This is a genomic window from Stenotrophomonas sp. NY11291, assembly GCF_023277365.1.
Classification (GTDB): Bacteria; Pseudomonadota; Gammaproteobacteria; order Xanthomonadales; family Xanthomonadaceae; genus Stenotrophomonas; species Stenotrophomonas geniculata.
The window spans coordinates 2,566,203-2,591,691 of sequence record NZ_CP096975.1 but is presented as its reverse complement, the minus strand read 5'-3'; the positions used below and the strand labels follow the sequence as shown (position 1 = coordinate 2,591,691).

Annotated in this window: 19 protein-coding genes; 8 read left to right on the top strand and 11 right to left on the bottom strand. The window is 65.8% G+C overall.

The annotated features are described in order from the left end of the window. Window positions 1-2: 2 nt before the first annotated feature. Window positions 3-1,001 (top strand): retropepsin-like aspartic protease, encoded by a 999-nt coding sequence (locus tag M1L61_RS12135; RefSeq protein WP_248853516.1) that lies wholly within the window; start codon window positions 3-5, stop codon window positions 999-1,001. 17 nt (window positions 1,002-1,018) lie between these two features. Here M1L61_RS12135 and M1L61_RS12130 read toward each other — a convergent pair whose 3' ends face one another. The 6 genes from M1L61_RS12130 to M1L61_RS12105 are packed head-to-tail and all read right to left on the bottom strand — an operon-like array spanning window position 1,019 to window position 9,029. Beyond that, window positions 1,019-2,038 (bottom strand): sugar kinase, encoded by a 1,020-nt coding sequence (locus tag M1L61_RS12130; RefSeq protein ID WP_248853515.1) that lies wholly within the window; start codon window positions 2,036-2,038, stop codon window positions 1,019-1,021. Window positions 2,039-2,048: 10 nt separating this feature from the next. Then, on the bottom strand, window positions 2,049-3,236 hold the full coding sequence (locus M1L61_RS12125; protein ID WP_248853514.1) for a GDSL-type esterase/lipase family protein: 1,188 nt from the start codon (window positions 3,234-3,236) through the stop codon (window positions 2,049-2,051). Window positions 3,237-3,250: 14 nt separating this feature from the next. Continuing rightward, complete coding sequence (locus tag M1L61_RS12120) at window positions 3,251-4,003, bottom strand: glucose 1-dehydrogenase (protein ID WP_049409649.1); 753 nt, start codon at window positions 4,001-4,003, stop codon at window positions 3,251-3,253. Between the two features lie 60 nt (window positions 4,004-4,063). Then, the gene (locus M1L61_RS12115; RefSeq protein WP_248853513.1) at window positions 4,064-5,368 is read right to left on the bottom strand and encodes an MFS transporter; all 1,305 of its coding nucleotides are present in this window, start codon (window positions 5,366-5,368) and stop codon (window positions 4,064-4,066) included. Further along, window positions 5,365-7,593, bottom strand: coding sequence for an oligoalginate lyase (locus M1L61_RS12110; protein ID WP_248853512.1), 2,229 nt, complete (start codon window positions 7,591-7,593; stop codon window positions 5,365-5,367). Before M1L61_RS12110 ends, M1L61_RS12115 begins: the two co-directional genes overlap by 4 nt. Then, window positions 7,590-9,029 (bottom strand): polysaccharide lyase 6 family protein, encoded by a 1,440-nt coding sequence (locus tag M1L61_RS12105; RefSeq protein ID WP_043395962.1) that lies wholly within the window; start codon window positions 9,027-9,029, stop codon window positions 7,590-7,592. Before M1L61_RS12105 ends, M1L61_RS12110 begins: the two co-directional genes overlap by 4 nt. Window positions 9,030-9,270: 241 nt before the next feature. Here M1L61_RS12105 and M1L61_RS12100 point away from each other — a divergent pair, with 241 nt between their 5' ends. After that, complete coding sequence (locus M1L61_RS12100; protein WP_126561208.1) at window positions 9,271-12,162, top strand: TonB-dependent receptor; 2,892 nt, start codon at window positions 9,271-9,273, stop codon at window positions 12,160-12,162. A gap of 102 nt (window positions 12,163-12,264) precedes the next feature. Beyond that, a complete protein-coding gene (locus tag M1L61_RS12095; protein ID WP_248853511.1) occupies window positions 12,265-13,008 on the top strand; it encodes a FadR/GntR family transcriptional regulator in 744 nt (247 codons plus the stop codon). 68 nt (window positions 13,009-13,076) lie between these two features. Here the strand turns inward: M1L61_RS12095 and M1L61_RS12090 are convergent, their stop codons facing one another. Next, the gene (locus tag M1L61_RS12090; RefSeq protein ID WP_248853510.1) at window positions 13,077-14,003 is read right to left on the bottom strand and encodes a hypothetical protein; all 927 of its coding nucleotides are present in this window, start codon (window positions 14,001-14,003) and stop codon (window positions 13,077-13,079) included. 192 nt (window positions 14,004-14,195) lie between these two features. Here M1L61_RS12090 and M1L61_RS12085 point away from each other — a divergent pair, with 192 nt between their 5' ends. The 3 genes from M1L61_RS12085 (at window position 14,196) to M1L61_RS12075 (ending at window position 16,988) form a co-directional block, all read left to right on the top strand. Further along, a complete protein-coding gene (locus tag M1L61_RS12085; protein WP_162257677.1) occupies window positions 14,196-14,348 on the top strand; it encodes a hypothetical protein in 153 nt (50 codons plus the stop codon). Window positions 14,349-14,432: 84 nt separating this feature from the next. Next, window positions 14,433-15,134, top strand: coding sequence for a lasso peptide biosynthesis B2 protein (locus M1L61_RS12080; RefSeq protein WP_049481139.1), 702 nt, complete (start codon window positions 14,433-14,435; stop codon window positions 15,132-15,134). An 81-nt stretch (window positions 15,135-15,215) separates the two neighbouring features. Then, entirely contained in the window at window positions 15,216-16,988 is a 1,773-nt protein-coding gene (locus M1L61_RS12075) for an asparagine synthase-related protein (protein ID WP_248853509.1), read from the top strand. Here the strand turns inward: M1L61_RS12075 and M1L61_RS12070 are convergent. The 4 genes from M1L61_RS12070 to M1L61_RS12055 are packed head-to-tail and all read right to left on the bottom strand — an operon-like array spanning window position 16,985 to window position 22,921. After that, window positions 16,985-17,695, bottom strand: a complete 711-nt coding sequence (locus tag M1L61_RS12070; protein WP_248853508.1) for an ATP-binding cassette domain-containing protein — start codon at window positions 17,693-17,695, stop codon at window positions 16,985-16,987. The two genes, M1L61_RS12075 and M1L61_RS12070, sit on opposite strands and share 4 nt — an antisense overlap. A gap of 12 nt (window positions 17,696-17,707) precedes the next feature. Then, window positions 17,708-19,066: an ABC transporter permease subunit gene (locus M1L61_RS12065; protein ID WP_248853507.1), complete on the bottom strand. Its 1,359-nt coding sequence runs from the start codon at window positions 19,064-19,066 to the stop codon at window positions 17,708-17,710. Then, window positions 19,063-20,526, bottom strand: coding sequence for a DUF3526 domain-containing protein (locus tag M1L61_RS12060; RefSeq protein WP_248853506.1), 1,464 nt, complete (start codon window positions 20,524-20,526; stop codon window positions 19,063-19,065). Before M1L61_RS12060 ends, M1L61_RS12065 begins: the two co-directional genes overlap by 4 nt. Before the next feature lie 10 nt (window positions 20,527-20,536). Next, window positions 20,537-22,921: a TonB-dependent receptor gene (locus M1L61_RS12055; protein WP_248853505.1), complete on the bottom strand. Its 2,385-nt coding sequence runs from the start codon at window positions 22,919-22,921 to the stop codon at window positions 20,537-20,539. Between the two features lie 173 nt (window positions 22,922-23,094). Here M1L61_RS12055 and M1L61_RS12050 point away from each other — a divergent pair, with 173 nt between their 5' ends. Continuing rightward, a complete protein-coding gene (locus tag M1L61_RS12050; RefSeq protein ID WP_248853504.1) occupies window positions 23,095-24,744 on the top strand; it encodes an ABC transporter ATP-binding protein in 1,650 nt (549 codons plus the stop codon). 137 nt (window positions 24,745-24,881) lie between these two features. After that, window positions 24,882-25,481 carry an NADPH-dependent FMN reductase gene (locus M1L61_RS12045; RefSeq protein WP_248853503.1) on the top strand — a complete coding sequence of 200 codons (600 nt, stop codon included), beginning with the start codon at window positions 24,882-24,884 and terminating at the stop codon, window positions 25,479-25,481. Window positions 25,482-25,489: the final 8 nt, after the last annotated feature.

The window sequence follows — 25,489 nt, the reverse complement described above, 5'->3', positions numbered from 1 at the left end:
CGGTGAAGCAGTTCCGGCGCATTAAACCTTTTCACCGGCAGCTGCATCCAACCCGCAATGAGCCCGGCAACCGCTGCTGCAGCTCTACTGACCGAAGGAGCCCTCGGATGTGCGAACTGCCTCGTACTGCGCTTCAATGCGCGATGTTGATCATGCTGGTGCCTTTCGCAGCAGGTGCTGCGGTCACCGAAGTTCCGTTCGAGCTGGGCAAGGATCACCGGATCTACGTGGAGGGTACGATCAACGGCTCGCGACCACTGCGCTTTCTCGTCGATACAGGCGCGTCGGCCATCGCCGTTGCCAGGCGCATCCAGCAGGACGCGAAGCTGGTCATTGACGACCAGAGTGAGAACACCGGTTCCGATGGCGTCACGCTTCTCGACTACAGCACGCACAACGCCGTGCAGATCGGCGGCGTGCAGCGACCGATGGGGGCCGTGGTGATCGACTACACGGGGCGCCCCTTCGATGCAGTACTGGGCTGGACCTTCTTCCAGGGCAAGGTGCTGGAGATCGACTACGACCGCAGCCTGCTGCGCGTGCACGACGATGTTCCCGACCTTGCCGGGTATATCCGGGCCAACGTGCGCTGGATCGACAATATCCCAGCCATCCAGGTCACGCTCGGCAACGGCAGCAGCACTTTCGCACCCTGGCTTACCCTGGACACCGGCAGCAACGGCAACATCGACCTGTCCTACGCCTTCGGCAGCGCCCACCGCCTGCAGGAAGCGTTTCCGGAACGACTTGGAACATCACAGTTCAGCGGCAGCGCGGGCCGGAAGATCCGCGCGGTGGACGTGCGCGTGCCCGTGGCCAGCATCTCGACCCTGCAACTGAAGGGGCCGAAAGCCTCGATCACCGTCGATGACGATGGCTCCACGGACGACGGGACGCTTGGCAGCGAAGTCCTGCAGCAGTTCAATATCCTGCTGGATGCCCGTTCCGGCAGCATCTATCTGCGTCCCAACCGTCGCTTCGTCGCCACCCCGGCGGGGTGACCACGCGCGTTCGGCATTCAGCGCTGGACATCCGCACCTCCATCGCCCAGCAGGGCCAGCACCTGCGCCTCAGCTACCGGGCTGAAGTCACCGGGAATGGCGTGCTTCAACGCGCCCGCAGCCAGTCCGAAGCGCACTGTGCTTTCTGCGTCGAGCCCGGACAGCATTCCGTGCAGGATGCCGGCGGCAAAGGCATCGCCGCCCCCGATGCGATCAACGATACCGGGGAGCGGGCGCGGTGGTGCCTGCGCCCGCGAGCCGTCGCGGCCGAGCAGCAGCGCGCCCAGGATGTGATGGTCTGCGCTCACCACATCGCGCTGGGTGCACGCCAACCACTGCAGATGCGGGAATGCGGCAAAGGCGGCGGCCGCAGCGGCTTCGGTTCGGGCGACGGCATCGTCCAGCGGAAAGTGCAGCCCCAGCACCAGTTCGATGTCCCGATGATCGGCAAAGACAATGTCGGCCTCGGCGAAGACTTCGCGCAGGATCGCCCCGGCGTCGCCGCCCCAACGTCGCCACAGTGAGGGACGGTAATTGCCGTCGAAGGACACCTGGACGCGCGCCGCGCGCGCCGCACGCACGGCCCCCAGCACGGACCCGGCCACGTTGTCGCCCAGCGCCGGGCTGATGCCGGAGACATGCAGCAGCTGCGCGCCGGACAGTAGAGCGGGCCACGCATGATCCTCGGCGCTGCTGTTTGCGAATGCAGACCCCGCCCGGTCATACACCACTTCACTGGCGCGGTGCACCGCACCGGGCGCCAGGAAGTACAGGCCCATGCGGTCGCGATCCACTTCGCGCACGCCGGCCACGCCTACGCCATGCCGCCGCAGCTCGGCCACGGCATGCCGGCCCAGCGCGTTGCCGGGTACCGTGCTGACCATCTGCACATCGTGGCCCAGGCAGGCCAGCGAGACCGCAACATTGGCCTCGGCGCCTCCTACATGGACCTGCAGCTGCGGCGTCTGCAGCAGCAGTTCACGACCCGGCGCACCCAGGCGCAGCAGCAACTCACCGAAACAAACGACGCGGCTCATCGGTTCCCTCTCAGTCGGCGGTGGCGCAGCCCAGCATGCGCAGATCGATGGCATCGGCCATGCGCCGGTAGCCTTCGTCGTTGGGATGCAGATGGTCGCGGGTGATCTCGTTGGGCAACGATTCCGCCGCTTTCGGATCACGCAGGGCGGCATCGAAATCGATGATGCCATCGAACCCGGTCTGCCCACCGCGTGCCCACTGGTTGATCGTGGTGCGGGTGGCTGCGGACACGGGCTCATAGCGCTCGGAGCCGCCGAATGGGGTCAACGTACCCAGCCAGGCGCGGATGCCATGCGCATGCAGCCGCGCCGCAACCTGCTGATAGCCCATCAGCATGTCCGCCGCGTTGCGGCCAGGCAGCGGCTGCGCGCCACCACCGTGGCGGATGTCATTGATGCCTTCGAACAGGATCACCTGATCGGCATCGGCCGCCGCGATCACATCGCGATCCAATCGTGACAGTGCGCTGTGGCTGCGGCCATGGTCAAGCAGCTTGTTGCCGCTGATGCCCTGGTTGAGCACCACGAACCGGTTCGGGCAGGCCTGCTGCAGGCGCTGCGCCAACCGCTCCGGCCACTGGTTGAAGGTGCCGCGACGGGCTGTGGCACCTTCCGTGATGGAGTCGCCCAGCGCCACGATCACCTGGGGACGATCTGCGCGCTGCACCATCACCGCCGAGAACACGTTCTGCTGGTAGCTCAGCCGCACGCTGTCGGCAACGGTTGCCTGCCTGCCGTCCGCTACCCGCAGCTCGGTGCGGCGCACGGCGGGACGGGTGGGCTGCGGGAAATAGGCACTCACGCTGATTTCCTGCAGCGCCGCCACCGGCATCCGCACCGGATCGCTCAGCAGCGCTGCACCCACCGGCACCTCGATGACCGCGCGGCCATCCACCGTTACCGGCAGCGGTGCGGCCTTGCCGTTCTTTACTCCCACGCGCAGGTCCTCGACCCGCAAGGGTGCCGTGCCGAGCTCGTTGCTTATGCGCAGGCGCAGCGCATCGCCACGGCTGCCGATACGCATGTCCTGGCGCACGGTCTGTGCGGCGAACTGTACGGGTGCCTCGGCGGTGCCATCCTTGCGGTCAGGTGCCGGCGAGGCGGTCCAGGCGGTGACCCAGACCGGTGCAGCCAAAGCGGCAGGCGCGGCCGCGGCGGAACAGATCGTCAATGAAAGCAGGAGCGTCCAGCGCTGCATGAGCAGGATTCCAGTCAGGAGAAGTAGGTGCCGCCGTTGACGTCCAGATTCGCACCGGTGATGAACGCCGCCGCATCCGAGGCCAGGAATACAGCAGCGTCAGCGGCTTCGTCCGGCGCACCCTGGCGGCGCAGCGGGGTGGCGCCGGCAACGGCCGTGCGCACTTCCGGCTTGGTGAATTCGTCGTGGAAGCGGGTGGCGATCATGCCGCAGCACAGTGCGTTCACCCGGATACCCTTCGGCCCCAGCTCCTTGGCCATGGCGCGGGTGAAGGTCATCACCGCCGCCTTGGCGGTGGCGTAGATCGATGCGCCCGGGCCGCCGCCATCACGACCGGCCTGCGAGGCGAAATTGACGATGGCCGCGCCTTCGCGCATGTGCGGCACCACCGCGTGCGTGGTGAGATAGGTGGAGGTGATGTTGAGGTCCATCACCGTGTGGAAGAACGCCGGGTCGATCTCGGCCAGCGGGCGACGCTGCACCATGCCACCGGCCACGTTCACCAGCAGGTCGATGCGCTCACCGAACGCGGCCTGTGCCGCAGCGACCAGGCCGGCGACGGCAGCGGCATCGGTGACGTCGGCGCGATGCACGATGGCCTGGCCACCGGCCGCCTGGATCTGCGCCAGCGTTTCCTGGGCACTGGCTTCATCATTGGCGTAGTTGATGCAGACGCGTGCACCGGCGGCAGCCAGTTTGATCGAAACGGCGCGGCCGATATCGCGGCCGCCGCCGGTGACAATGGCCACCTTGTCCTGGAACGACATGCGGAAAACTCCTTGGTTTGCGGGGGAATGGATGTACTTGGAAAAGAAGGAGACCCAGGCTCAACCGGCGCGGCGGTCGAGCTTCTGGATAGGCCCGGTCCACCACCACAGCGCAGCCAGCGACAGCGGCACCAGCGCGGCAACGAGGATGAAGATCGGAGCGTAGGAATGGCGGGTCAGCACCGGCACCAGCCAGGTGGTGATCAAGGTGCCGGCCACGGCCGCGAGGCCACCGAGGCCCGCCAGCGTGCCCACCGAGCGGCCGTCGAACAGGTCGCCCGGCAGGGTCTGGATGTTGCCGATGGCCACCTGGAAGCCGAACAGCACGGCAGCGATCGCCAGCACCGCCAGCAGCGGCTGGTTGGCCAGCACGGCAGCCAGCAGGGCAGGGGCCATGATTACGCAGCCCAGCGTGATGGCCAGCTTGCGGGCGCGGTCCACGCTGTGCCCGGCGCGGATCATCCGCCCGGACAGCCAACCGCCGCTGAGGCTGCCCAGCATCGCGCCGACAAACGGCACCCAGGCGAACAGGCCGATCTGCTTGATGTCGAAGCCGAAGGTTTCGGCCAGGTAGATCGGCAGCCAGGACACGAACAACCACCAGATCGGGTCCAGCAGGAAGCGGCAGGCGAGCATGCCCCAGCTCTGCCGATGGGCCAGCAGCGAACGCACGCTCACCTTCGGCGCGGCGACATCCTGCTGCCCGGTCTGGTCTTCCATGATCAAGCGGCGTTCCGCATCGCTCACCCACGGATGCTTGTCCGGCCCGGCGCGGTAGACAAACAGCCATGGCAGCAGCCACAGGAAGCCGATCGCACCGACGAGCACGAAGGTGCCGCGCCAGCCCAGCCACAGGTACAGGCCGGCGATGGCCGGTGCGGAGACAATCGCGCCGATCGACGCACCTGCGTTGAACACGCCCTGCGCCAGTGCGCGCTCGCGTGCCGGGAACCACTCGGCATTGGCCTTGACCGCGCCTGGCCAGGCACCGGCCTCGCTGATGCCGAGCATCGCCCGCACCAGGCTGAAGGACAGCATCGAATGGGTGACCGAATGCAGGGCGATGGAGATCGACCACACGCTGATCGACAGAGCGAAACCCAGGCGCGTTCCGATCATGTCGAACAGGCGCCCGAACAGGAACTGGCCGGCGGCATAGAACAGCATGAACACCGTCACCAGCAGCGCGTAGTCATCCTTGGTCGCGCCCACTTCCCTGGCGATTTCCGGCCACATCACCGCCAGTGCGTTGCGGTCGATGTAGTTGATGACCGTAGCCACGGCGATCAGGCCCACGATCAGCCAGCGCACTGTTGAACGCACCGGCACCTTGCGCAGGTTGGCCACCACCGCAGGGCCGTTCATTTCGCGTCCCCCTTGCTGCGGTCCATGCGCGCGTGGCTGCCGCTCCAGCGGTAGGCATGGCCGTCGACGGTCACGCTGTGCTCGCCCTTGGCGCTGCTGTCATCGGCCACGCCCAGCGCGATGCGGGCTCCACTGGCAAGGCGCAGTTCGATCACCTCGGCATCGCTGCCACGGGTGCGCACGATGTCCTTGATGCGGCTGTCGGCGCCGTGCACGTACTCGGCGGTGCCGTTGTACTCGCCGTGCGGCTCCAGCACGCTGAAGAAGGTCACGTCCTTCTGGCCTTCCACGCGCTGCAGCAAGGCCGGTTCGCGGCGCAGGTTGAATTCCGGGTCGTTGGCACCGCTTTCCACCAGCAGCGCCTGCGCGGGTGCGCTGCTGCCGAAGCGGTAGGTGTAGAAGCGGCCGTCCAGCAGCCAGGCCAGCGAACGCGGTTCGCTGCCGGGTCTGCTGCGTGCATCCAGCCACAGGTGCTGGTAGCCGTTGTCCTTGCCCAGCACCGGGCGCTGGGCGGGGAAGTGTTCGGCCTCGAAGCCGGTGGTGACGATGTGACCGTTGAAGTGCAGCGGCAGGTCGTAGCGCGCGGCCTTGTTACCGTGCACCTGCAACAGATCCAGCACCACTGGCAGACCCAGGTCGGGGTGGCGCAGCAGCGCCTGGGTGCGGGTGAAGATCACGCCTGGATACGCATCGCGCATGGTTGCCGAGGCGACCTGGGTATCGGCATCGGCCTGGAAGAAGCGCACCTGCGGGGCATGCTCCTCGCCGCGCTTCCAGTCGCCCTTGAAGTGGCTCTGCTCGTCCACCACCAGGGTGTTGTGGGCCACGGTCTGCTTGGCCCAGCTGCGGTTCTCGGCCAGGTAGATGCCGCCGCGCTTGGCTTCCACGTTGAGGAAGCGGGCCGCGCCGTAGTCGGTCACCACCGGGTTGCCGTTGTCGTAGAACAACCAGCTGAGCTTGTCGAAGTGGCCGTGGCCCATGCCCTGCATGGTGTCCTTCTGCACCAGCGCCTGGCCGCGCTCGCCGTTCATGCGCAGAATGGCCAAGCCGCCGCGGTCGCCGTCAGGGCCGTCGCGCAGCAGCATCGGCCTGTAGTCGAAAGGCTTGGCCTTGTTCGCCGCCAGCGCCTGCGCCACCTCCAGCCCTTCGGGCGAAAGCAGCAGGCGCTTCTGCTGCTGGGCCACGGACAGCAGGCGGTCATCACCTGTACGCGCATAGGCGATGCCGATGCCGGCCACCAGCTCTTCGGTGTCGATGCCTTTGTCCAGGATGGCGTCGTTGATCGGGAAGAACAAGCCGTTGTAGCTGGACTGCACCAGCACATCCACGGCCTTCAACAGCACGCCGTCACGGCGCGCGAAGATCTTCCGCTGAGGTTCGTTGCGTTCTATGGCATTGGCGAACAGCAGGAACGGCGCCAGTGCATAGCGCTGGTAGTAGGGGCCTTCCTCGTAGTAACCATCGGGCGAGAACAGCAGGTCGATCTGCCGAAGAAAGCCGAAATGATCGTCCTTCCGACTGCCGCGCAGGGATTTCTCCACCAGCTCAGGGTCGCGCAGCACGTAGCCGGTCATGCCGGTGGCGGCCACCGCCCAGGTGGCGTGGTTGTGGATCTGGTCGTAGTTCTTCGGCTCGCTGACGAGGAACTCGGCCATTGGCCGGAACACCTTCGATTCGATGGTGTTGCGGTCTTCGGCGGACAGCGCGTCGCGGATCGCGTCGTAGCCCTGGATGGCGTTGACCAGCCATACCGAATCGTTGAGCACCTGCCAGAACACGCGCCCGGGGATCTGCCCACGGCCTTCCGGGTGCGGGCCCAGCGTCGGGTAGAGCTGGGCATACTGCAGCAGCATGTCGCGCGCATAGTCCACGTAGGCCCTGTCGCCGGTCAGCCGGTACAGCGTGCCCGCCGCCAGCAGCGCCTGGTAGTTGCGCTTGTGCTGTTCATGGGTGCGCCCGCCGCCCTTGTCCTTGGGTACCGGCACGTCGATACCGGCTTTCATCATCTTCTTCAGCGTCGCCTCGGTGCGCGCCTGTTCCTTGGAAAACCACGGGTAGCGGCGGCCTTCGCTGGCCATCTGCTGCCACTGTGCGGCGGTGACCAGCACCGGCGCGGCCTCGGCCTGTCGCACGGCAGCAGTGGGGGCTGCGAACAGCGATGCGCTCGGCAGCAGGGCGAAGGGGGCGGCCAAAGCCAGGGAAATGAACAGCGGCTGCAACCTCATCGATCAACTCCATTGCGGGTGCGTGGCAGGGCAACTTCGCCCACCTTGGGATACCAGGCAACGCCGGTCGCCTCGCGCGCGGTCATTGCCAGGGCAGGATCGGCACCCACGGCGGGCAGGGCAGGCGTGGCAACCCACAATCCGCTATCAGCCTGCTGCAGGCTGACACCACGGCTCTCTACGCCTCCCGGGAACACAGTGCTGGCTGCCGGCGACTGCACGTTGCCACTGAAGTCGATACCGGCCAGCGAACTGGCGGCATTGGGCGGGTTCCTGCTGGTGCGGTTGACGATCAGGTTGCCGGTGAAGCGGCTGTTGCTGGCGGCCACCACGATGCCCTTTGCCTCATCATGGCCGACGCCGAAACTGATCTTCGCCACGTCCACGAAGGTGTTGCCGCTGATCGTGGTATTCACCACCGGCGCATAGCCGGACAGCGGCGGATTGGCCTGCGCATCCATCACCGCCAGTGCCGAACGGTTGCTGGACCCGGCCAGCCGTTCAAAGTAGTTGTTGCTGACGGTCTGGTCGGCGTTGATGATGCGTACGCCGCCGGTGCCGGCCTTGTCATCGCCGAGGAAGACATTGTCGATGACCCGGTTGCCATTGCCGTGGCGCAGGGTCAGTGCTCCGGCCGAACGATAGAACACGTTGCCGCGGAAGGTATTGCCGCCAGACTTGTTGGAGACGATTTCGGTCTCGCCGTCGCAGCCTTCGAACCAGTTGTTCTCCACCGTGCTGTTGGAATTGCTCAGTGAGGTGTCACTGGTGCCGACGCGAATCGTTTCACCGCCGTTGACGCCCAGCGCTGGGCGTGGGCCGAACCAGTTGTGGTCGATGCGGTGCTGGTTGTCCAGGCCCTGGGTGGCATCGCGCACCACCACCACGGTCGGCCCGGCATTGGTCTTGCCGCGCAGCTGGCTGTGATCGAGGCGGTTGTGGCTGCCATAGAAGGAAACCCAGTAGTCCTGGTCGCTGGCATCGGGGTTGGTGTAGTCGTCGATCACCAGGCCGGTGACGCGGCTGTTGCTGGCGACGGCCTTGCTCGATTCGCGGAATGCCACCACCGCATCACCCGGTGCGTAGCCGTTGCGGAACACCAGGTTGGACACCTGCAGGTAGCTCCCTGCCAGGCGCAGGTCCGAGCGCCCGCTGAAGACGACCTTGCCGGCGGTCTGCGCGCGCAGCGTGATCGGCGCGGCTGCCGTGCCCTGGCCCTTCAGCAGCAACCGGGCGTCGGTCCAGATGCCGTCAGCCAACACGATCTCATCGCCGGGCTGCAGCGCCGAGGCGGCGGTAGTGAACTCAGCGACATCGTGGACGAGCCAGCTGGTAGCACTTGCCGCTGAAGTGGTCAGGCACATGACCAGACCAGTGGCCAGGCAAAACAGTGATGGATAGTTGGACGGGTGACGTGCCAGCGAGTGAATGCGCATGAAATCCTTCCAGGGACGGCCCGGCCGTCGTTTCAGGGTGGGTCTGCATACCACTTTCGGGTCTGTTGTAAGCCAGCTTTCGCGCAAAGTCATGCTGCAGAAGCACATTAAATTGCGATCAACTGGTATGGATCAAAGGCATTTGAACATTCACATACCAATTGGTTGACATTTTCATGTCGCCGTGCCGAAGCTGCGTCCCACGCCTGGCATGCAGGCGATCCTTTGGGAGGAGGAAACCATGCGGCGACCCGCCGGAGCAGTGCATAGCATCTCGTTGTCCCCCACACCCCTGATCGTGGCGCTGCTCGCCGTGCTGGCGGGCCTGCCCACGGCCCAGGCGCAATCCAGCAAGGAGGCAGCAGGGCAGGATCCCACCACGCTGGACCAGGTGCAGGTCACCGGCATCCGCGAATCGATGCAGAGTTCGATCAACAAGAAGCGCGACGACACGGTCATTGCCGATGTGCTCTCGGCCGATGACATCGGCGACCTGCCGGCGCCCTCGCTGGCCGACGCGATCGAGACCCTGACCGGCGCCGCCTCGACCCGAGACAAGACCGGGGCCTCGGAAATCTCCATCCGTGGCCTGGGCGCCTTCCTCAGCAGCACCAACTTCAATGGCCGCGAGATCACCAACGGCAGTGGCGACCGCTCGGTGAACTTCAACATGTTCCCCGCCGAGCTGATCAATACGGTCGCCATCTACAAGACCCAGCGCGCCGACATCATCGAAGGCGGCGTGGCCGGCACCATCGGCCTGGAAACAGTGCGCCCACTGGAGTACGGCAAGCGGGCGGCGCAGATCGATCTGCGTGGCAGCTGGGCCGAGTATGACAAGAAGTACCGCGACGACGACGGCATCGGCTACCGCGGCACCGCCAGCTACATCGACCAGTTCGAGTTCGGCAACGGGCAGAAGCTGGGCATTTCGCTGGGTTTCCAGCGCCTGGACGGCACCGATCCGGAAGAGAGCATCACCAGCGGTTCCACCTGGTATGCCTGCGATGGCACGCAGAACGTGGGCAATGCCAACTGCAATGAAGTGTCCGCGCAGGCCATCGCCAACGGCGCACCGTACTACCTGGTGCCCAGCAGCCGCATCTACCGGCTCAAGCAGGAGCGCAACGACCGCCAGAGCGAGTTCGCTGCCCTGCAGTGGCGGCCCAATGACGTGGTTGAAGTGAATCTCGACTTCGAACACACCGAGCGCAACTGGTACGAGAACCGCAGCGATCTGAGCCTGTCCAACGCACGTCGCGGCATCACCCAGCGCGACGTGGACGCAGACGGCATCGTGCGCCACCTGCATGGCAGCACCTCGATCGACTCCACCTCCAACCGCTACTGGCGTGGCGAGGAATACACCGGGGGTGGCCTGAACCTGATCCTGCGACCGACCCCGGCCTGGGAGCTGTCCACCGATCTTTCGTACTCGCATACCAATCGCCTCGATAGCGAGCGCATGACCCGCCTGCGCGCGAACCAGCGCGACGTCAACAATGCCGCCGTGCCCGGCATCAGCAGTGGTGCCACCGGCTACGTGGACTATGACTGGGACTGGCACGGCGAAGTGCCCAGTGTCGCGCTGGCGCCGAACTTCGACCCCACCAACTGGGACGCCTACACCGGGGCGGCGCGGGTGACCTCAAGCGCAACGGAGAATGACCACAAGATCAAGGCCGGCCGCTTCGATGCCAGTTTCATGCCCGAGTCCGGTTTCTTCACCCGCATCAAGGGCGGCGTGCGCGCCAGCCAGGCCGACTACCGCCTGCGCGACAACACTCTGGTAACCGACTACGACCAGCGCGTGGCGGCCGACAAGGCGAAGATCATCGCTGCCAACCAGGCCTGCCGTGCACCATTCCCCCAGGATGACTTCATGGATGCCGCCAGCGGCAACACGATCTCCTCGTGGGCGTACTTCGATCCGAACTGCCTGTACCAGTCGTTCCGTGGCAGCCTCGACAGCGGGCTGGATCCGGGTTTCCAGGATCCGAACAATGTCGATATCACCGAGAAGACACGCGCGCTCTATCTGCTGGGTGAGTTCAGCAGCAGCCTGTTCGGTTTGCCGGTGACCGGCAACCTCGGCCTGCGCTGGGTCAAGACCGATGTTCGCTCCGAAGGCGTGCGTACCGGCCTGCGTATCGAGGACAACGGTGACGGGACGATCCGCCTGCAACCCACCGGCGAGTACAGCACGCAGGTGTTCAAGGCGGGCAACGACAAGCTGCTGCCCAGCCTCAACGCGGCCTTCGAACTGCGCCCGGATGTGTTGCTGCGGGTCGGTGCATACCGCGCGATGTCACGGCCGGACATCGCCGCGCTGGGTGCGGGGCGCACCATCAACGTGAGCAGTGATGCCACCTACGGCAACCTGGCCGATGCGCTGGATGACATCAGCGCCAGTGGCAACCCGGCGGCACAGCCGCTGATGTCCTGGAACGGCGACCTGTCACTGGAGTGGTACCCGAACCCGGACACGATGCTGGCCGGCGCGGTGTACTGGAAGCAGTTCAACGGCGGCACCGCCACCGCGCTGGTGCCGGAGACCTACACCATCGACGGCCAGAGCGTGACTGTGCCGGTGCGGCAGCAGGTAACCACCGACGAGGACAGCACGCTGACCGGCTTCGAGCTGACCGCCACCCATCGACTGTCGTACCTGCCCAAGCCGTTCGACGGGCTGGGCTTCAAGGTCAGCTACAACTACGCCGATGCCGACTACCGGACCCAGGACTCACGACTGGGCGAGCAGCTGGCCAGTGATGGCACGATCATTCCGGCGATCGTGCCGCCGGCGGGTCTCAGCGGCTTCTCGCGGCACGTCCTGTCCGGCTCGATCTACTGGGACGTCGGGCGCTTCAACATCCAGGCCATCGGCAAGTTCCGCTCGCACTACTACCAGGACTTCACCGGCAACACCGCGCAGCAGAACCGCTACTATGATGACAACACCAGCGTGGACCTGCGCCTGCGCTACCGGGTGAACAAGCAGTTGTCGCTGTCGCTGGAGCTGATGAACCTGACCAACGAGCCGCGCGTGGCCTACCAGCCGCTTTATGGGAACTTCCGCGAAGTGGTGACCTACGGGCGGCGTGCGTATTTCGGTGTACGATACAAGTTCTGAACAGGGCGGCGCGGCCAGTGGTCGCGCCGTCGCTCCAACCGGACCCTTGCCGGCCGCGGTGGCAGGGCAGGGACCCGGAGGGAATCGCCAAGGGTCAGCCGCATGTCCGCCAACCGCCTTTACCAGACCATCGCTGCCAAGCTCCGCAAGCTGATCGAGGACGGCGAATTTCCGCCGGGCTCGCGGCTGCCGGGCGAGCGTGAACTGGCCGAACGGTTCGGTGTCAGCCGGGTCACCATCCGCGAAGCCGAGATCGCACTGGAAGCACAGGGCTGGATCGCCATCCGCATCGGTTCGGGCGTGCATGTGAAGCCGCGCCCGACGCAGGCGTCCGGCGGGCTGCCGGTTGTCAGCGCCTTCGACCTCACCGCTGCCCGCGCGGTATTCGAAGCCGAGGCTGCCGCGCTGGCTGCCAGCAATCTGGATGATGCCGGCATTGCCGAATTGCAGTCGTTGGCCGAAGCGCTGTGCCGTCGCGACCTGAGCGACGCCGAAGCCGGCGAGTACGACCGCCGTTTCCACCTGGCCATCGCACGGCTTTCCGGCAATCCGGTGGTGGAATTTTTCGTGCAGCAAATCTGGCGCATGCGCAGCGAACTGCCGCGGGTGAGCGAGGTCTATGCCCGGGTCTGCCACGATGATGGCGCCAGCCGTGCCGACGAGCACATGGCCATCTTCGAAGCCCTGCGTGCGCGTGATCCGGTGGCCGCACGCAATGCGATGCGCCATCACTTCCAGCGCCTGTTCGAAGCCATGCTGCAGGCGACCGAAAGCCAGGCGCTGGAGGAGATCCGCCGGCGCACGCAGCAGGATCGTGAACGGTTCATGGCGACGACGCGTATCTGAAAGGCGTTCTGCGGGCGACGACCTGATGTGGCTGGCTACCGCCGTCGGGCTTGATGCCCACGGCCTTTCTACACCGCTGGAACCGTGATCCGCTGCAGATCCAGCTTGGCCCTGAGCGCATAGTGCTTGCGGGTGACCGGCACGGTGCAGGTCAGGCGTGGATCCAGGTAGTCCTTGAACATCGGCGGTCGCGAAGCGCCCAGATAGAACGGCCGATCCTGCTTCACCGCGGCGGGCAGCAACACGTCGGACAGATCGCTGTCGGACGCATCGGTCACCAGGCAGGGGGCATGGCGGAAGCCGAGCCTGCGCAGCAGGTACAGCCGGTGCGAGCCGTTGGTCAGGATGATCCGGCGGCCAATGCGTGTGGCGCTGATCAGGTTGTCGCTGAAACCGAGATAGACGACAAGGGCGTGGCTGGCTGCGCCGAACGGCTCGTAACCGGCGATGGTGCGAGGGTCAATCGTCGCCACGTCGAGGAAGCGCAGGTCGTTGGACGCAGATGCGAACGTGTAGATGCCATCGGACTGGGTAAAGCGCACATCCGGATGTGTGTGGCGTCCACGTCGCGCCACCAGCTCCATGATCTCGCTTGCATCGGGTGACGCGGCCGTGGCCGCTGCAAGCTGATCGATGTGGCGCAGGTTGATGCACTCCTGGAAGACCACCAGCCGGTCGATCTCCACCATCTTCCAACTGCGTGGGACCATGCTCGTCATGCGGTGCATCGAGGGTTGGCGAAGCGCCTGCTCGGCCAGTGGCCGCATCTCTTCGGGCAGGTCGAGGACGTCCATGGCATCGGCGTCGTCTGCTTCGTCGTGATGAAGGTGACGCACGAGGGCGCGGGCATCCCGCCACTGCTCCACCAGCATCGCTTCATCAAAGCTTCCTGGTGGGCAACGCTCCCTGACGAAGCGGATGAACTTCGGCAGCGGAAACAGGCCCTTCAGCAGAAGGGTGGAATCAAGGCCATCGTCATTGATCTCGGTGGGCATCCATCTCGCTCTCTTGGGAGTCGCTGCAGCGACGCCCGATCACGGTCGGCCGTCACACCAAAATAATATGTTATATCGTAACATTTACGTGCCTTGGCGGCAATCGTCCTGAAACGCGCAGGGCGACGCTGGCCTGGCCGCTGTGCATCCGCTGCATCGCGTGGGTGCATCCACTGACTAGAGGAGATGTTCATGAACGAACTGATTGAGCTGGGCGTAGTGGCTGGTGAGCAGAATCACGAAGATCCGAGTGAACTGATCGAGCTGGGCTCGGTGGTTTCCGAAACGAAGGCGCACAACCACGGCACGTTGTGGGATGGCGTCTTCCCGACCACCTCGCCCTGATCCATCGCACCCTGCATGACCTGCGGTGCATGCCCCCCGCATGCACCGCTCTGATGCCTGCAGCAGCATGAGATCACGCTCGCGATGGACCAGCCTGAAACCACCTACTTTCTTTCGAAGCACGCACATGTCTGTGTGACCGGTGACGCAATGGTCATTCTTGATCAGGCCTCCGGCAGCTATCTCTCCATCGATCGGCGCGGAGCGGCGGCGCTTGGCGGGCTGGTGCAGGACTGGCCCCTGGCTTCCGATGGAGCGCCGAGGCCGAGGATGCTGCAGTCGCTGCTTGATCGGCGCCTGATCACCCAGGATCCGCTGCGTGGCAAATCCGCAGCAAGCGCCGAAATCGCGTTGCCCCGGCACTGGGTGCGCGAGGGCGAGTCCCGAGGATGTCCGCCGATCACGGCCCGCGATGTGCGCCGGTTCCTGGCCTCGGTCACGCGCGCGGCCTGCAGCAGGACGTTCCTGCCTTTCAGCTACACGGTGTCGGCAGCCCGCAGGCGCGGTCAGGAAGCTACGCCGGGCGAGGTGGATCTGCAGCAGCTGGCCCTCCTGGTCCGGGTGTTCGATTGGTTGCGACCGATCGCCTTCAGGAAGACCGATGAGTGCTTCCTCTACTGCCTGGCCATGCGTGAGTTCCTGTCGCGGTACGGCATCGTTCCCGCGTGGGTGTTCGCGGTGCGCACCCAGCCGTTCGCAGCGCATTGCTGGTTGCAGCACGGCGACCAGGTCCTGACCGACATCCCCTTCAATCTGCGCCGGATGACGCCCATCCTGGTGCTGTAACCGGCTTGAGGCATGTACCGATACATCGCTCTGTTCTGGAACGAACATTCCGAATCCGCTCGTGCGCAGGCTTTGCAGGCCATGGAACGGATCGAGGCAGACCGCCCCGGAATCGCCTGCGTGATGAAGGGCAGCGGCGGCGCCATCTATGCCCAGACCGACAACCCCGGCTACTTCGAGTACAGCCGGTCCGGCCCGCTGGTGATACTCGGCAAGCTGTTCCACAAGGTGTTCGCCGCCGATACCGTTCCCGCACAGGCATTTCCCGATGCTGCATCCGCAGACAGCGCCTGCAGTACGCAGGGCAGGAGCCTGGTGGAGCAGTACTGGGGGCGCTACGTTGCCGTGGGCTACCAGCCGGATACCGCCAGCTGGTTCGTGCTGCGCGATCCGACGGCGGAGATTCCGTGCTACATGACCACGGTCGATCAGTTGACGGTGGTCTTTTCGAGCATGGAAGACTGCCTGCTGCTGGGAGTGGGTGACTTCAACGTCGACTGGTCGTTCCTGTCCTACTCGCTGCTGTTCCCGTTCCGTGACGGCCTGCAGACAGGCTTCGAGGAGGTCACCGCGCTCGAGGCGGGCGAGGCAGTGACGATCCGTGATGGCCGGCCGATCGGCCGGCACTACCAGTGGGATGTGGTGCGGCAGGCCAGTGAAGCGCCCATCGAAGATCTGGAGGAAGCCGTGCAGCTGGCACGTGCAACGCTGCTGGGCTGCATTGGTGCGCTGGCGAGCCAGCATCGATGCATCCAGCTTCAGTTGTCCGGCGGGCTGGACTCCTCCATCGTCCTCGCCGGCCTGCTGCATGCGCCCTCCGCACCGGAGGTGAAGTGCGTCCATCACTACGATGCCGGCATTGGTGCCGATGAGCGCATGTTCGCGCGCATGGCCGTTGCCGGTGCCCGTGAATCCTCCGGAAGGAGCTGCGAGTTCGTCGAGTACCAACGGCAGCCGCACTGCTCGCTGGAAGAGATCATGGACTTCCCGCGAACCGCGCGTCCTGCGCATTGCTCGGGTTACCTGCTGCATCGGCGCGACGTGGATGTTGACGCGGACACGGTGCAGTTCACCGGTGTCGGCGGCGATGCGGTCTTCCTCCGCTTCAAGGGCAATGCCGCTGCCATCGATTATGCGTGGCGGCGTGGGATCGACCGCGACTTCTTCCGTGTCGCGTTCGAAACTGCGCAGTCGGGCGATTCGCTGTACGGGGTATTCAAGGATGCCTTCGTCCATGGCGTGTTCAAGAAGCCAGGCAGCATCAACGGCCGCTGGGGCAACCCGTGCGAATGGGTGAAGGTGGATGCGTCCGAACAGGATGGCCTGCCGCCGGCCTGGCTGCGGCATGCACGCGCACAGGGGTACAGGCTCTCTCCGCACAAGCTGGCGCACATTGGCCGGATGATCTTCGCGACCAGCGTGCTCGATCCCTTCGAGGGTGCAGGACGCTGGCACGGCGTATCCCCCATCAGCGCACAGCCTGTGGTGGAACTGTTCGCCCGCCTGCCGCTGCACCTGCTGATGGCCGGCGCGGAAGACAGGACGATCGCGCGTCGTGCACTGCAGGGCCTGCTGCCGCAGGCGCTGCTCTCGCGCAAGGTGAAGTCCTACCTGGACGATCACTCGGTGGCCGTCACCCAGCGGCATCAGCAGTTCATCAGGGGCCTGCTGGTGGATGGCCTGCTGGCCCGGCGGGGCTACATCGACAGCGCATCGGCCGACGCGGGCATCCGCAGGGTCAGCCCCGATCACTCATCCCAGGTGCTGGGCATCTTCGGTCCGCAGGTCAACATCGAAGCCTGGCTCAGGCGCTGGATGGGCGCGCCAGGCATGCCCGCAGCCGGCGTGGCCTAGGTGCTCCGGCTCATTTCCTCAAGGTAGAGGCTCTCAAGATCATTGGCGGTGATCGTGCTGGCATCCAGCGTCCTGCGCAGCCTGCCGGCCTGCATCAGTCCGATGGTGGTCGCCACTTCGCGGGCACGGAACAGATCGTGGGTGGCCATCAGGATCGCCGTGCCGCGATCGCGCTGGCGCACGATCAGCTCGTGGAACTCGGCCGAGGCGGTCGGGTCCAGGCCGGACGTCGGCTCATCGAGGAGCAGCGCCCTGGCTTCCTTGATGATGGCCAGCGCGATGCCCACCTTCTGGCGCATGCCCTTGGAGTAAAGCCCGACGCGCCGCCCGAATGCCTCGGGTGCCAGGCCAGCGGACCTGAGCGCATCCTTCAGCCGTGCGGACGAGCGCTGCTCCACCGCAGCCAGGCGCGCGAAGTAATCCAGGTTTTCATAGCCGGTCAGTTCGTCATACAGCGCCACGTTCTCCGGGATGTACAACAGGCGCCGGCGTACCTCGTGTGGCTGCTGCCAGGCACTGAGCCCATCAACCTCGGCGGATCCGGAGGTGGGTTCGAGGAAGCCCAGGAACAGCTTGATCGTGGTCGATTTGCCGGCCCCGTTGGCACCCAGCAGGCAGAAGATCTCGCCGGGGCGCACCGTGAAGCTCACATCATCCAGCGCCCGATGCGTGCCGTGTTCCTTGACCAGATGCGTTGCAGTCAGCATGTGTGATGTACCTCAGGGGGTGGCCAGCCGACGCCGCATCGACCACGCCGCGATCAGCAGAAGCAGGGTGGCGACGGCCAATGCGGCCAGGTCGATCAGTACACCGCGTTGCAGGGCGCCCGCCGTGTCCTGGAATTCGAAACGGGGCAGGGCGTCGTACTCGGCCAGCGTCTGTGGCACGTCACGGTCCAGATAGTCCTTGTGCAGCTGCCGACGTGCGTGCCAGTACGCGAGGACCTGCTGCTGGAACGCCAGCGCCCGGTCGGCGTCGGATCCGGCGAGGCGGTCCAGTGCATCCTGCACCGCGACCGAAGGCAGCAGCAGGCGCGCCCGGTCGAGTGCCTGGCGCCGCGCGTCCTCAGCCTCCGTGTGCGCGGCGATCAAGGGCGCGATGGCCTGATCGGCCTGGACAAGATCGGCATAGGCCACGCGCACGGCGTCCGCAATGCGCGGTGCTGGCGAACGCGTGGCGGGGGAGGCTGCCGCGTGGCGCAGCTGCTGCTGGCGGGCAGTGTTGGCCAGCTGCGCCTTCAATGCGGTCGCCAGCTGCATCTGCGAGGGCGGTGGAACCCTCAGGTTCACCGCTGCCAGGACCAGTGACGGGGCCATGACAACGATCAGCAGCCACAGTGCGCCGGAAGCGATCGCGGCCTCGGTGGTGCGCCGGGCGAAGCAGCCGATAAGCACCGCCAGCGCCAGCCAGATGCTGCCGTAGGCGAGCACGATCAGGGCAAGCGCGGCCAGGCCGGAAGGACTCGTGGCCCCCGAACCAGCGGCAACGGCAAGGATGATCGCCAGCGCAGGCAGCAGCACGATGGCAGCGCGGGCCAGCGCCTTGACCGCGATCAGCCGTCCCGCCGCGATGGGCTGTGACAACATCAACGCGGTGATGCCGCGCTCGCGTTCGCGCGACCAGAGGTCGAAGGTGGTCGCCAGGATGACCAAGGGCAGCAGAAACACAATGACGAAGGCCAGGTCGAATCGGCCAGCGGCCTGCACGGCAGGATTGCCGATGTCGGACCACACATGCCTGAGCAGCTGGCTACGGTCGCCCAGCGCAACCACGTCGGCGGTGTAGGGGTAGGCGTCCGCCTGTCCAATCGACAATGCCGCCATCGGGCCGGGAGGGAGCACCGGCTGGACGCGGGGCAGTACCGACGGAGCCTTGCCAACGAATCCCCGGCTTCGGTCCCTGGCATCCTGTTCTTCCGCGTTGATCAGGCTGATGGCTGCCTCGCGCTGCCCGACCCACGTACTGCCATTCCATGCTGCAAAGGCCGCCAGCACTGCCAGCAGGCCAAGCAGCACCGGCAACGCCCGGTCACGCAGCAGGCGACGGATCTCATGCCCTGCGATCGACAGGCTGCTCATGGGGCACTCCCGAGATGCCGCGCCGACGTGAACACCAGCCCCAGGGCCAGCAGCACCCAGGCCAGCAGGATGGCGAAGTTCAACGACTGTGCCGCGGCGATGTGGCCCAGCGGGGGGTGTTGCGGGCTGTACGCCACGGAGCGGGTAAGGGTCGCGATATCGGCCAGATGCTTGCTGCCGTTCGCGGCCTTGTGCTGTTTCACTTCCAGGTTGAGTGCCTGGATCAGCCGGTAGCGATAGTCCTCGACCCCGCGCAGGAACGCCAGATGTGCAGGGAAGTCGGTGCGCGCCAGTGCCCGTGACACGGCCTGCAGCGCGAGGGTGGGGGACAGCGCCGCAAAGGCGCGTTGCGTGATCGCCTGCCGCTGGTAGGTGGCGTAGATGCGCTCGAAGTGGCGGTTGTAGGTCTCGGTGGAATTCGCTTCGGCGAACTCCAGCGCCACACCGCGGAAGTTGACCGGAAGATCGTCCACGTCCTTCACCTGGTAGCGTGCCAGCATCTCTGCTTTCAGTGCGTCCAGCCGCTTGTCCGCCGGGTCGTGACCATCAGCGCCGTGCTCCGCGTCCTCGGTGACCGCCGCCCGGAACGCGGGTGCAGTAGGCGTGGGATACAGCGATTCGGCCAGTGCGGGGGCCACCCGCGGCGCGAGCAGGGTGGCCACCACCCAGAAGCCGAGCAGCACCACCAGCGACGTGCGTGCTGCGCTGAAGCGCGCCGAGACACCGATGGTGATGGCGCAGAACACCAGGAGATAGAGCGCATACGCCGCGAACATCGCAACGAGCGCCATGATGTCGGCCGTGCCGAGGGTGCGGCCGACCATGCCCGGAAGGCTGACCGCCAGCAGGGCGAGGACCAGCAGCAGCGATGCCGTTGCCAGCGCGATCAGGCGGCCACCGATCAGCACGTGGGCCGATGCACCACTGCCGAGCTCCTGGCGGAGGGTCTCGCGGGCGACATCGCCGGAGAGGCTGGCGAATCCGGCAAGGATGATCAGCAGGGGCGCCACGACCTGCAGCGCCCATGCGGCGGAGAAGCCATCGAACCGGCTGAGCGCGGTGCCGGCGTCGATGGGTCGGTGCCGGGCCGGGTTCTGCGCATGGCCTTCGATGAACACCGAGGTGCCGACGAAATCCGTGATGCCCGGGTCGAGCGCCGCCAGCGGCCGCACCGGCGCGGGAATGGCGCGGCCGACGTGCGCGGCAGCATGCGGGTCGATCGTGCCCTGGCTGTCCCACAGCCCGGCCTCCTGCTCCGCTACGATCTGGCGCTCCTGGGCCTGCTGCGCCAGCCGTGCTGCGCCCGTGGTAACCGACGCTCCCGCAAGCAGAAGCAGGGTCAGCGCGAGCCACAACAGGCGCCGTTCGCGCCACATCAGCTTCAGCTGGGTCGCGGCAACGGCCAGCGCCTGGCGCAGGGCGGACGCGGGTCTGGAGAGGGCGGGGGAGGCATCGCTCACGGCGGGCGCCCTACCAGCGATGGGTCAATGTCATGGACAGGAAGCGGCCGAGCGCCGTTGCATTGGTCGGGTCGAAACCGGTGTTGATGCTGTTGACGATGAAGGGCGGATTCCTGTCGAACAGATTCTGCACGTTGAAGGCCAGCGAGGTGCCCTGGCCGGTGCCGGCAGAACCGCTGAAGTCATACCTGAGATTGAGGTCGACCGTCGTCCACGCGTTGACATGGGGGTCGGCGCGGTTGGCGGGATCGCGATAGCTGTCCACATAGTTCACGAACAACCCACCGGCGACCTGCCGGTGGCTTACGGCGAGGCCACCGCGCACCTTCAGGTCGACCGGGAAGTACACCGCGTTCACCGCGTCGACCTCGGGCGAGGTGGCGGTCACGCGGCGCTTGGAATCGATGATGTATTGGCCGGCAAGGTTCAATGCGATACGGGTCTGGCCGGCGTCGAAATCGTAGGAGGCATTGAAGTCGACGCCGCGCTGCGAAGTGAACGCGTTGTTGCGGAAGCGGTTGTCGAGGATGACCTCGCTGCTGGTTTCATCGGTTCCTGGTGTCAGCGCATAAGGGCCCACCCGCGATACGAACAGTCCCAGGCCGGAGGCACCCAGCTGGCGCGCCTGCTGGATCTGCTGCGGCGTCGGGTTGACGGTCAGCAGGTCCGCATAGGGCGCGGTGGACTGCAGGAACAGCGACGGGAAACTGCCGCCGAAACCGCTGCCGATCCGGTCGGCATACTCGATGTGGTAGTAGTTCGCGTCGATCTTGAGGCCCGGCAGCGACGGGGGCGCGAACGAGAAGCCGCCGGTCCAGGTCTTGGCACGTTCGGGCCCCAGGTCCGGGTTGCCGTTGGAGAGCATCATCAGCACCGTGCTTCCGTTGGCCGCGCTCGGGTTGGGTACTTTGGCCACCACCACGGTGTTGTTCAGCTGCATGTCCTGGTAGACCGGCGCCCGGTAGGAGCGGCCGTAGCTGGTGCGGAATGAAAGTCCTTCCGTTGCTTCCCACAGCAGGCCGAGCTTGGGATTGAGGGTGGAACCGAAATCGCTGTAGTCGTCGTAGCGTGCGGCCGCAGTCAGCGACAGCCGGCGAACGCCAGGCATGCCTGCCAGCAGCGGAATGTTGAGCTCGGCGAAAGCGGAACGGATCGTTCGCTGCAGATCCAGCGGCTTCTCAAGCCCACGGTGATCGAGCAGTTCATAGCCATCGCGGCGGTAGCCCGCACCGAATGCCGCGCGTACGCCACCGGCCGGAAGATTGAACAGCTCGCCGTCGGCGATCATCTCCAGGTAGCGCGATTCGGAATGGGTATCCGTCGGCGGTGCGGTGCTGACCGAGCTGCCGGTGATGGTCGTTCTCTCGTAGGAGACGTCGCTTCTGCCGAATCCGGAATTCAGACGGGCCTGCCACTGGCGCGGAAGCTCGAGGGTAAGGCCGGCGAACACATCGAACTGCCGCGTGTGCGGGAACAGGCGGGTCTCGTCGGCAGTGCCGGAAATGGTGGTGTCCATCTCGCGCTTGGCAAAGGAGCCGGTCAGGTTGAGCGTCAGCACATCACTGAGCGCCTGCACGCCGTCCAGATACAGGCTGTGCCGCTTCGAGCCGGGATAGATGTCGTACGGCCTGACCGTGACGTTCCTGGAAAAGTCCTTGTCGACCGCGGCGAGGTTGGACTGCTTCAGGAACTCGTAGCTGGCCATCAGGTGGCCACCCTCCCACGACCAGCCGGCCGACTGCGAGGCCTGGTACTCGTCCATGTTGCCGCGGGTGACGCTGCCATAGCGCAGCGAGGTCTCATAGCCGGTGAAGTCGCGGCGCAGGACGATGTTGACCACGCCGCCGACGGCGTCGGTGCCGTAGATGGCCGAGGCGCCATCGGTGAGGATCTCCACGCGCTCGATGGCGCTCAGCGGAATCAGCGAGATGTCGACGTACTGATAGCGGTTCGAGGAGGTCACACGGTGGCCGTTGATCAGCGTCAGCGTGGTGCCCGTGCCGAGGCCACGCAGGTTGATGGCGGTGCCCTGGCCGAAGTTGTTGCCGGTATCGCGGTCGACGCCGAGGTTGCCGACGTTGGCGCCGTTGGCACCACCGCCGAAGTTCTGCGGCAGCTTCTCGAAGAGCTGCTGCAACGAGGCCACCCCGGTTCGATCAATGGCCTCCCGGTCGATCACGATGACCGGGGAGGCGCCGCCGCCAATGGCATCGCGGATGTTGCTGCCAATGACCATCACCTTGTCCAGCGTGGCGGTATCGGATCGCCGGTCGCCCTGGACAGGACTGCCGGGAACGCTGGCATCCTGCGCCATTGCCGGCGCGTTGAGCTGCAGAGCGGCGGCCAGGCTGGTGACCACCAATGCCGCCGGCCTGGCGGTGGATGCGTTGTTCATGCCCCGGTCCATCGATCTCATCGGATGTTGGTCTGCGGCACGAGCCATCGCGCCTTCAATAGCGATGTTATATCATATCATTCAAGATGCGCGACGATCTCTTGCTGTGCCGAGGGGCGACGGCAGGCGCACCGCCACACAGGAGCCACTGCACCGATGCCGGACCGACGCTGATGAGAATGTTCGCGCTGCCGCCGCCGGTCACCGAGATCCTCACCGCGTACTGGAAGGCGGACCGCAGGCTGCTGCTGTTGATTGCCGCCATCGTCGTTCTTTCCAGCCTGGCCACGGTGGCAGGGCCGTACCTGTTCTCGCGCCTGATCGACCGCATCAGCACGGAAGGCATCCGTGAACTGGCGGGATGGTTCCTGCTCTACGCGGTGATGCTCGGCGCCGCCAGCATCCTGCAGAACACCGTGCAGTACCTGTCGTTCCTCAGTGGCGAGAACCTGGGTTTCATCACCAGCACCCGCTACTTCGCGCGGCTGCTGAAGAAGACACACAGCTTCTTCCTGGATTACAACGCAGCCGAACTGCAGGTGGCCGGGGAGAAGGGCCGCAACGCCCTGAAGATCGTGGTGCAGCTTGGCCTGGTGGTGTTCATTCCCAGCGCACTGCAGATCCTGCTGACCCTGCTGACACTGGGTGCGCTGATCAACCTGCAGATGGTGGCGATCGTGCTGGGCTACGGTTCTGTGGCCGTCACGCTCTCGGCCATCGCTACGCGGCGAGCACGGATCCATCGTGAGGCGGCGGTCGAAGCGGGCCAGCAGAATGCGCGCTTCGTCGGCAATGCGATGAATGCGATGGAGACGCTGCGCCAGTTCGGCGGCAGCGCGTGGATGATCCAGCGCTTCGAGCAGAAGGCCCTGGAGGTCCGCGACAGTTGGCGGGCGTACGTGCTGCAGCGGATCGGTTTCATCGCGCTGCTGGGCATCGGCCTGGCGGTCGAGTTCATCGTCACCTTCGCACTGCTGCTCCCGCGCTATCAGAGCGGTGACCTGAGCGTCGGCGATATCGTGCTGTTCAACCTGCTGTTGCTGCAGCTCAACATGCCCTTTGAAATGATCGCGCGCTCGATCGATGACATTGCCCGTTCGTGGACGCTGCTGACGCCGCTATCGTCCCTGTGGGCGGCACCCGAAGAGCGGCAGGCAGCAAACGCCGGCCGATTCCACGGAGAATGCGGCCGGATCGAGTTCCAGCATGTCAGCCATCGCTACGGCAATGGCCGTGGCGTCCGGGATGCGTCCTTCCACGCCGGGCGCGGCGGCATCAACTTCCTGATGGGGGAGACCGGGGCAGGGAAGTCGACGCTGTTCAAGCTGGCACTGAAGTCGATCGAGCCCCAGCACGGTCGCATCCTGGTGGATGGCATCGACCTGGCCGACATCGACCGTGCCGCGTGGCACGCCGCCGTCGCCGTCGTTCCCCAGGATGTCATCCTGCTCAACGAGAGCCTGGCCGACAACATCCTGCTGGGGCGCCCGCGCGACGACACCCGGTTGCGCCGCGCGACCCACAAGGCGTCGATCCTGGCCTTGATCGACGCGCTGCCCGAGGGCTTTGAAACCACGGTGGGCGAGCGCGGCCTGAAACTTTCCGGCGGCGAACGGCAGCGCATCGCCATTGCGCGTGCACTCTACGGAGAGCCCGCCATCCTGTTCCTGGATGAAGCCAGCTCGGCGCTGGACGAGGCGACCGAGCGCGAGATCATGGGCCATATCCGCGCGCTTGCCGGTGATGTCACGATCGTGGCCATCACCCATCGCCGCAGCGTGGTGACCGCAGCCGACCAGGTGATCGTGCTGGCCACGGGCTGACGGGACCTGGCGGACACCTGCACCTGCAGCTGGGGCGCGATGCTTCTGGGGTACGCTGTGCGCGACCGTTCCCGGTGCCTCCCGCGCTGTCGATGCCTGGCCCGTGACCCCGCACCGACTCATTCCAGGAATCCCGCATGTCCGACAACCCTCCACCGCTGAACATCCTGGCGTTTGCCGGCAGCCTGCGCAGCAACAGTTACAACCGGCGCCTGGTCAGGGCTGCAGCAGGCGCCGCGCCTGCGGGCCTGCTGCTGACCGTGCATGACACCATTGCCGATATTCCGCTGTTCGACGAAGACCTGGAAGCCGCCGACCCGGCCGGTCCTGCCGGGGTCAAGCGCCTGCGCGCGGCCATTGCAGCCGCTGACGGCGTGCTGATCGCCACGCCGGAGTACAGCCAGTCACTGCCCGGCGTACTCAAGAACACGCTCGATTGGCTGTCCCGCGACGATGCCGAATACCGCACGGTCCTTTCGGCCAAGCCGGTGGCGATCATCGGCGCCACGCCGGGTCACTGGGGCACCAAACTGGCGCAGCCGCAGCTGCGCCATACATTGACCGCCATGGGGGCATTGACCATGGCCTCGCCACAGCTCTATGTGGCCGAAGCAGCGGCCGCCTACAACAATGACGCGGACGATTTCGACGCGGCGACGCGCAAGCGCCTGCAGCGCTTCCTGGAGGGATTCCAGGCCTGGGTCCAGTTGCTGCAGGGCAGGGCATCGCGCGGTTGAGCCGTGCC

Excerpts from the sequence above, each read along its gene's own strand:
- M1L61_RS12065 (WP_248853507.1), bottom strand. The coding sequence starts at position 19,066 with ATGAGCAGCCTGTCGATCGCAGGGCATGAGATCCGTCGCCTGCTGCGT.
- M1L61_RS12075 (WP_248853509.1), top strand. The coding sequence starts at position 15,216 with ATGGAACGGATCGAGGCAGACCGCCCCGGAATCGCCTGCGTGATGAAG.
- M1L61_RS12110 (WP_248853512.1), bottom strand. The coding sequence starts at position 7,593 with ATGAGGTTGCAGCCGCTGTTCATTTCCCTGGCTTTGGCCGCCCCCTTC.
- M1L61_RS12100 (WP_126561208.1), top strand. The coding sequence starts at position 9,271 with ATGCGGCGACCCGCCGGAGCAGTGCATAGCATCTCGTTGTCCCCCACA.
- M1L61_RS12095 (WP_248853511.1), top strand. The coding sequence starts at position 12,265 with ATGTCCGCCAACCGCCTTTACCAGACCATCGCTGCCAAGCTCCGCAAG.
- M1L61_RS12090 (WP_248853510.1), bottom strand. The coding sequence starts at position 14,003 with ATGCCCACCGAGATCAATGACGATGGCCTTGATTCCACCCTTCTGCTG.
- M1L61_RS12085 (WP_162257677.1), top strand. The coding sequence starts at position 14,196 with ATGAACGAACTGATTGAGCTGGGCGTAGTGGCTGGTGAGCAGAATCAC.
- M1L61_RS12105 (WP_043395962.1), bottom strand. The coding sequence starts at position 9,029 with ATGCGCATTCACTCGCTGGCACGTCACCCGTCCAACTATCCATCACTG.
- M1L61_RS12055 (WP_248853505.1), bottom strand. The coding sequence starts at position 22,921 with ATGAACAACGCATCCACCGCCAGGCCGGCGGCATTGGTGGTCACCAGC.
- M1L61_RS12125 (WP_248853514.1), bottom strand. The coding sequence starts at position 3,236 with ATGCAGCGCTGGACGCTCCTGCTTTCATTGACGATCTGTTCCGCCGCG.
- M1L61_RS12045 (WP_248853503.1), top strand. The coding sequence starts at position 24,882 with ATGTCCGACAACCCTCCACCGCTGAACATCCTGGCGTTTGCCGGCAGC.
- M1L61_RS12120 (WP_049409649.1), bottom strand. The coding sequence starts at position 4,003 with ATGTCGTTCCAGGACAAGGTGGCCATTGTCACCGGCGGCGGCCGCGAT.
- M1L61_RS12130 (WP_248853515.1), bottom strand. The coding sequence starts at position 2,038 with ATGAGCCGCGTCGTTTGTTTCGGTGAGTTGCTGCTGCGCCTGGGTGCG.
- M1L61_RS12080 (WP_049481139.1), top strand. The coding sequence starts at position 14,433 with ATGGACCAGCCTGAAACCACCTACTTTCTTTCGAAGCACGCACATGTC.
- M1L61_RS12115 (WP_248853513.1), bottom strand. The coding sequence starts at position 5,368 with ATGAACGGCCCTGCGGTGGTGGCCAACCTGCGCAAGGTGCCGGTGCGT.
- M1L61_RS12050 (WP_248853504.1), top strand. The coding sequence starts at position 23,095 with ATGAGAATGTTCGCGCTGCCGCCGCCGGTCACCGAGATCCTCACCGCG.
- M1L61_RS12070 (WP_248853508.1), bottom strand. The coding sequence starts at position 17,695 with ATGCTGACTGCAACGCATCTGGTCAAGGAACACGGCACGCATCGGGCG.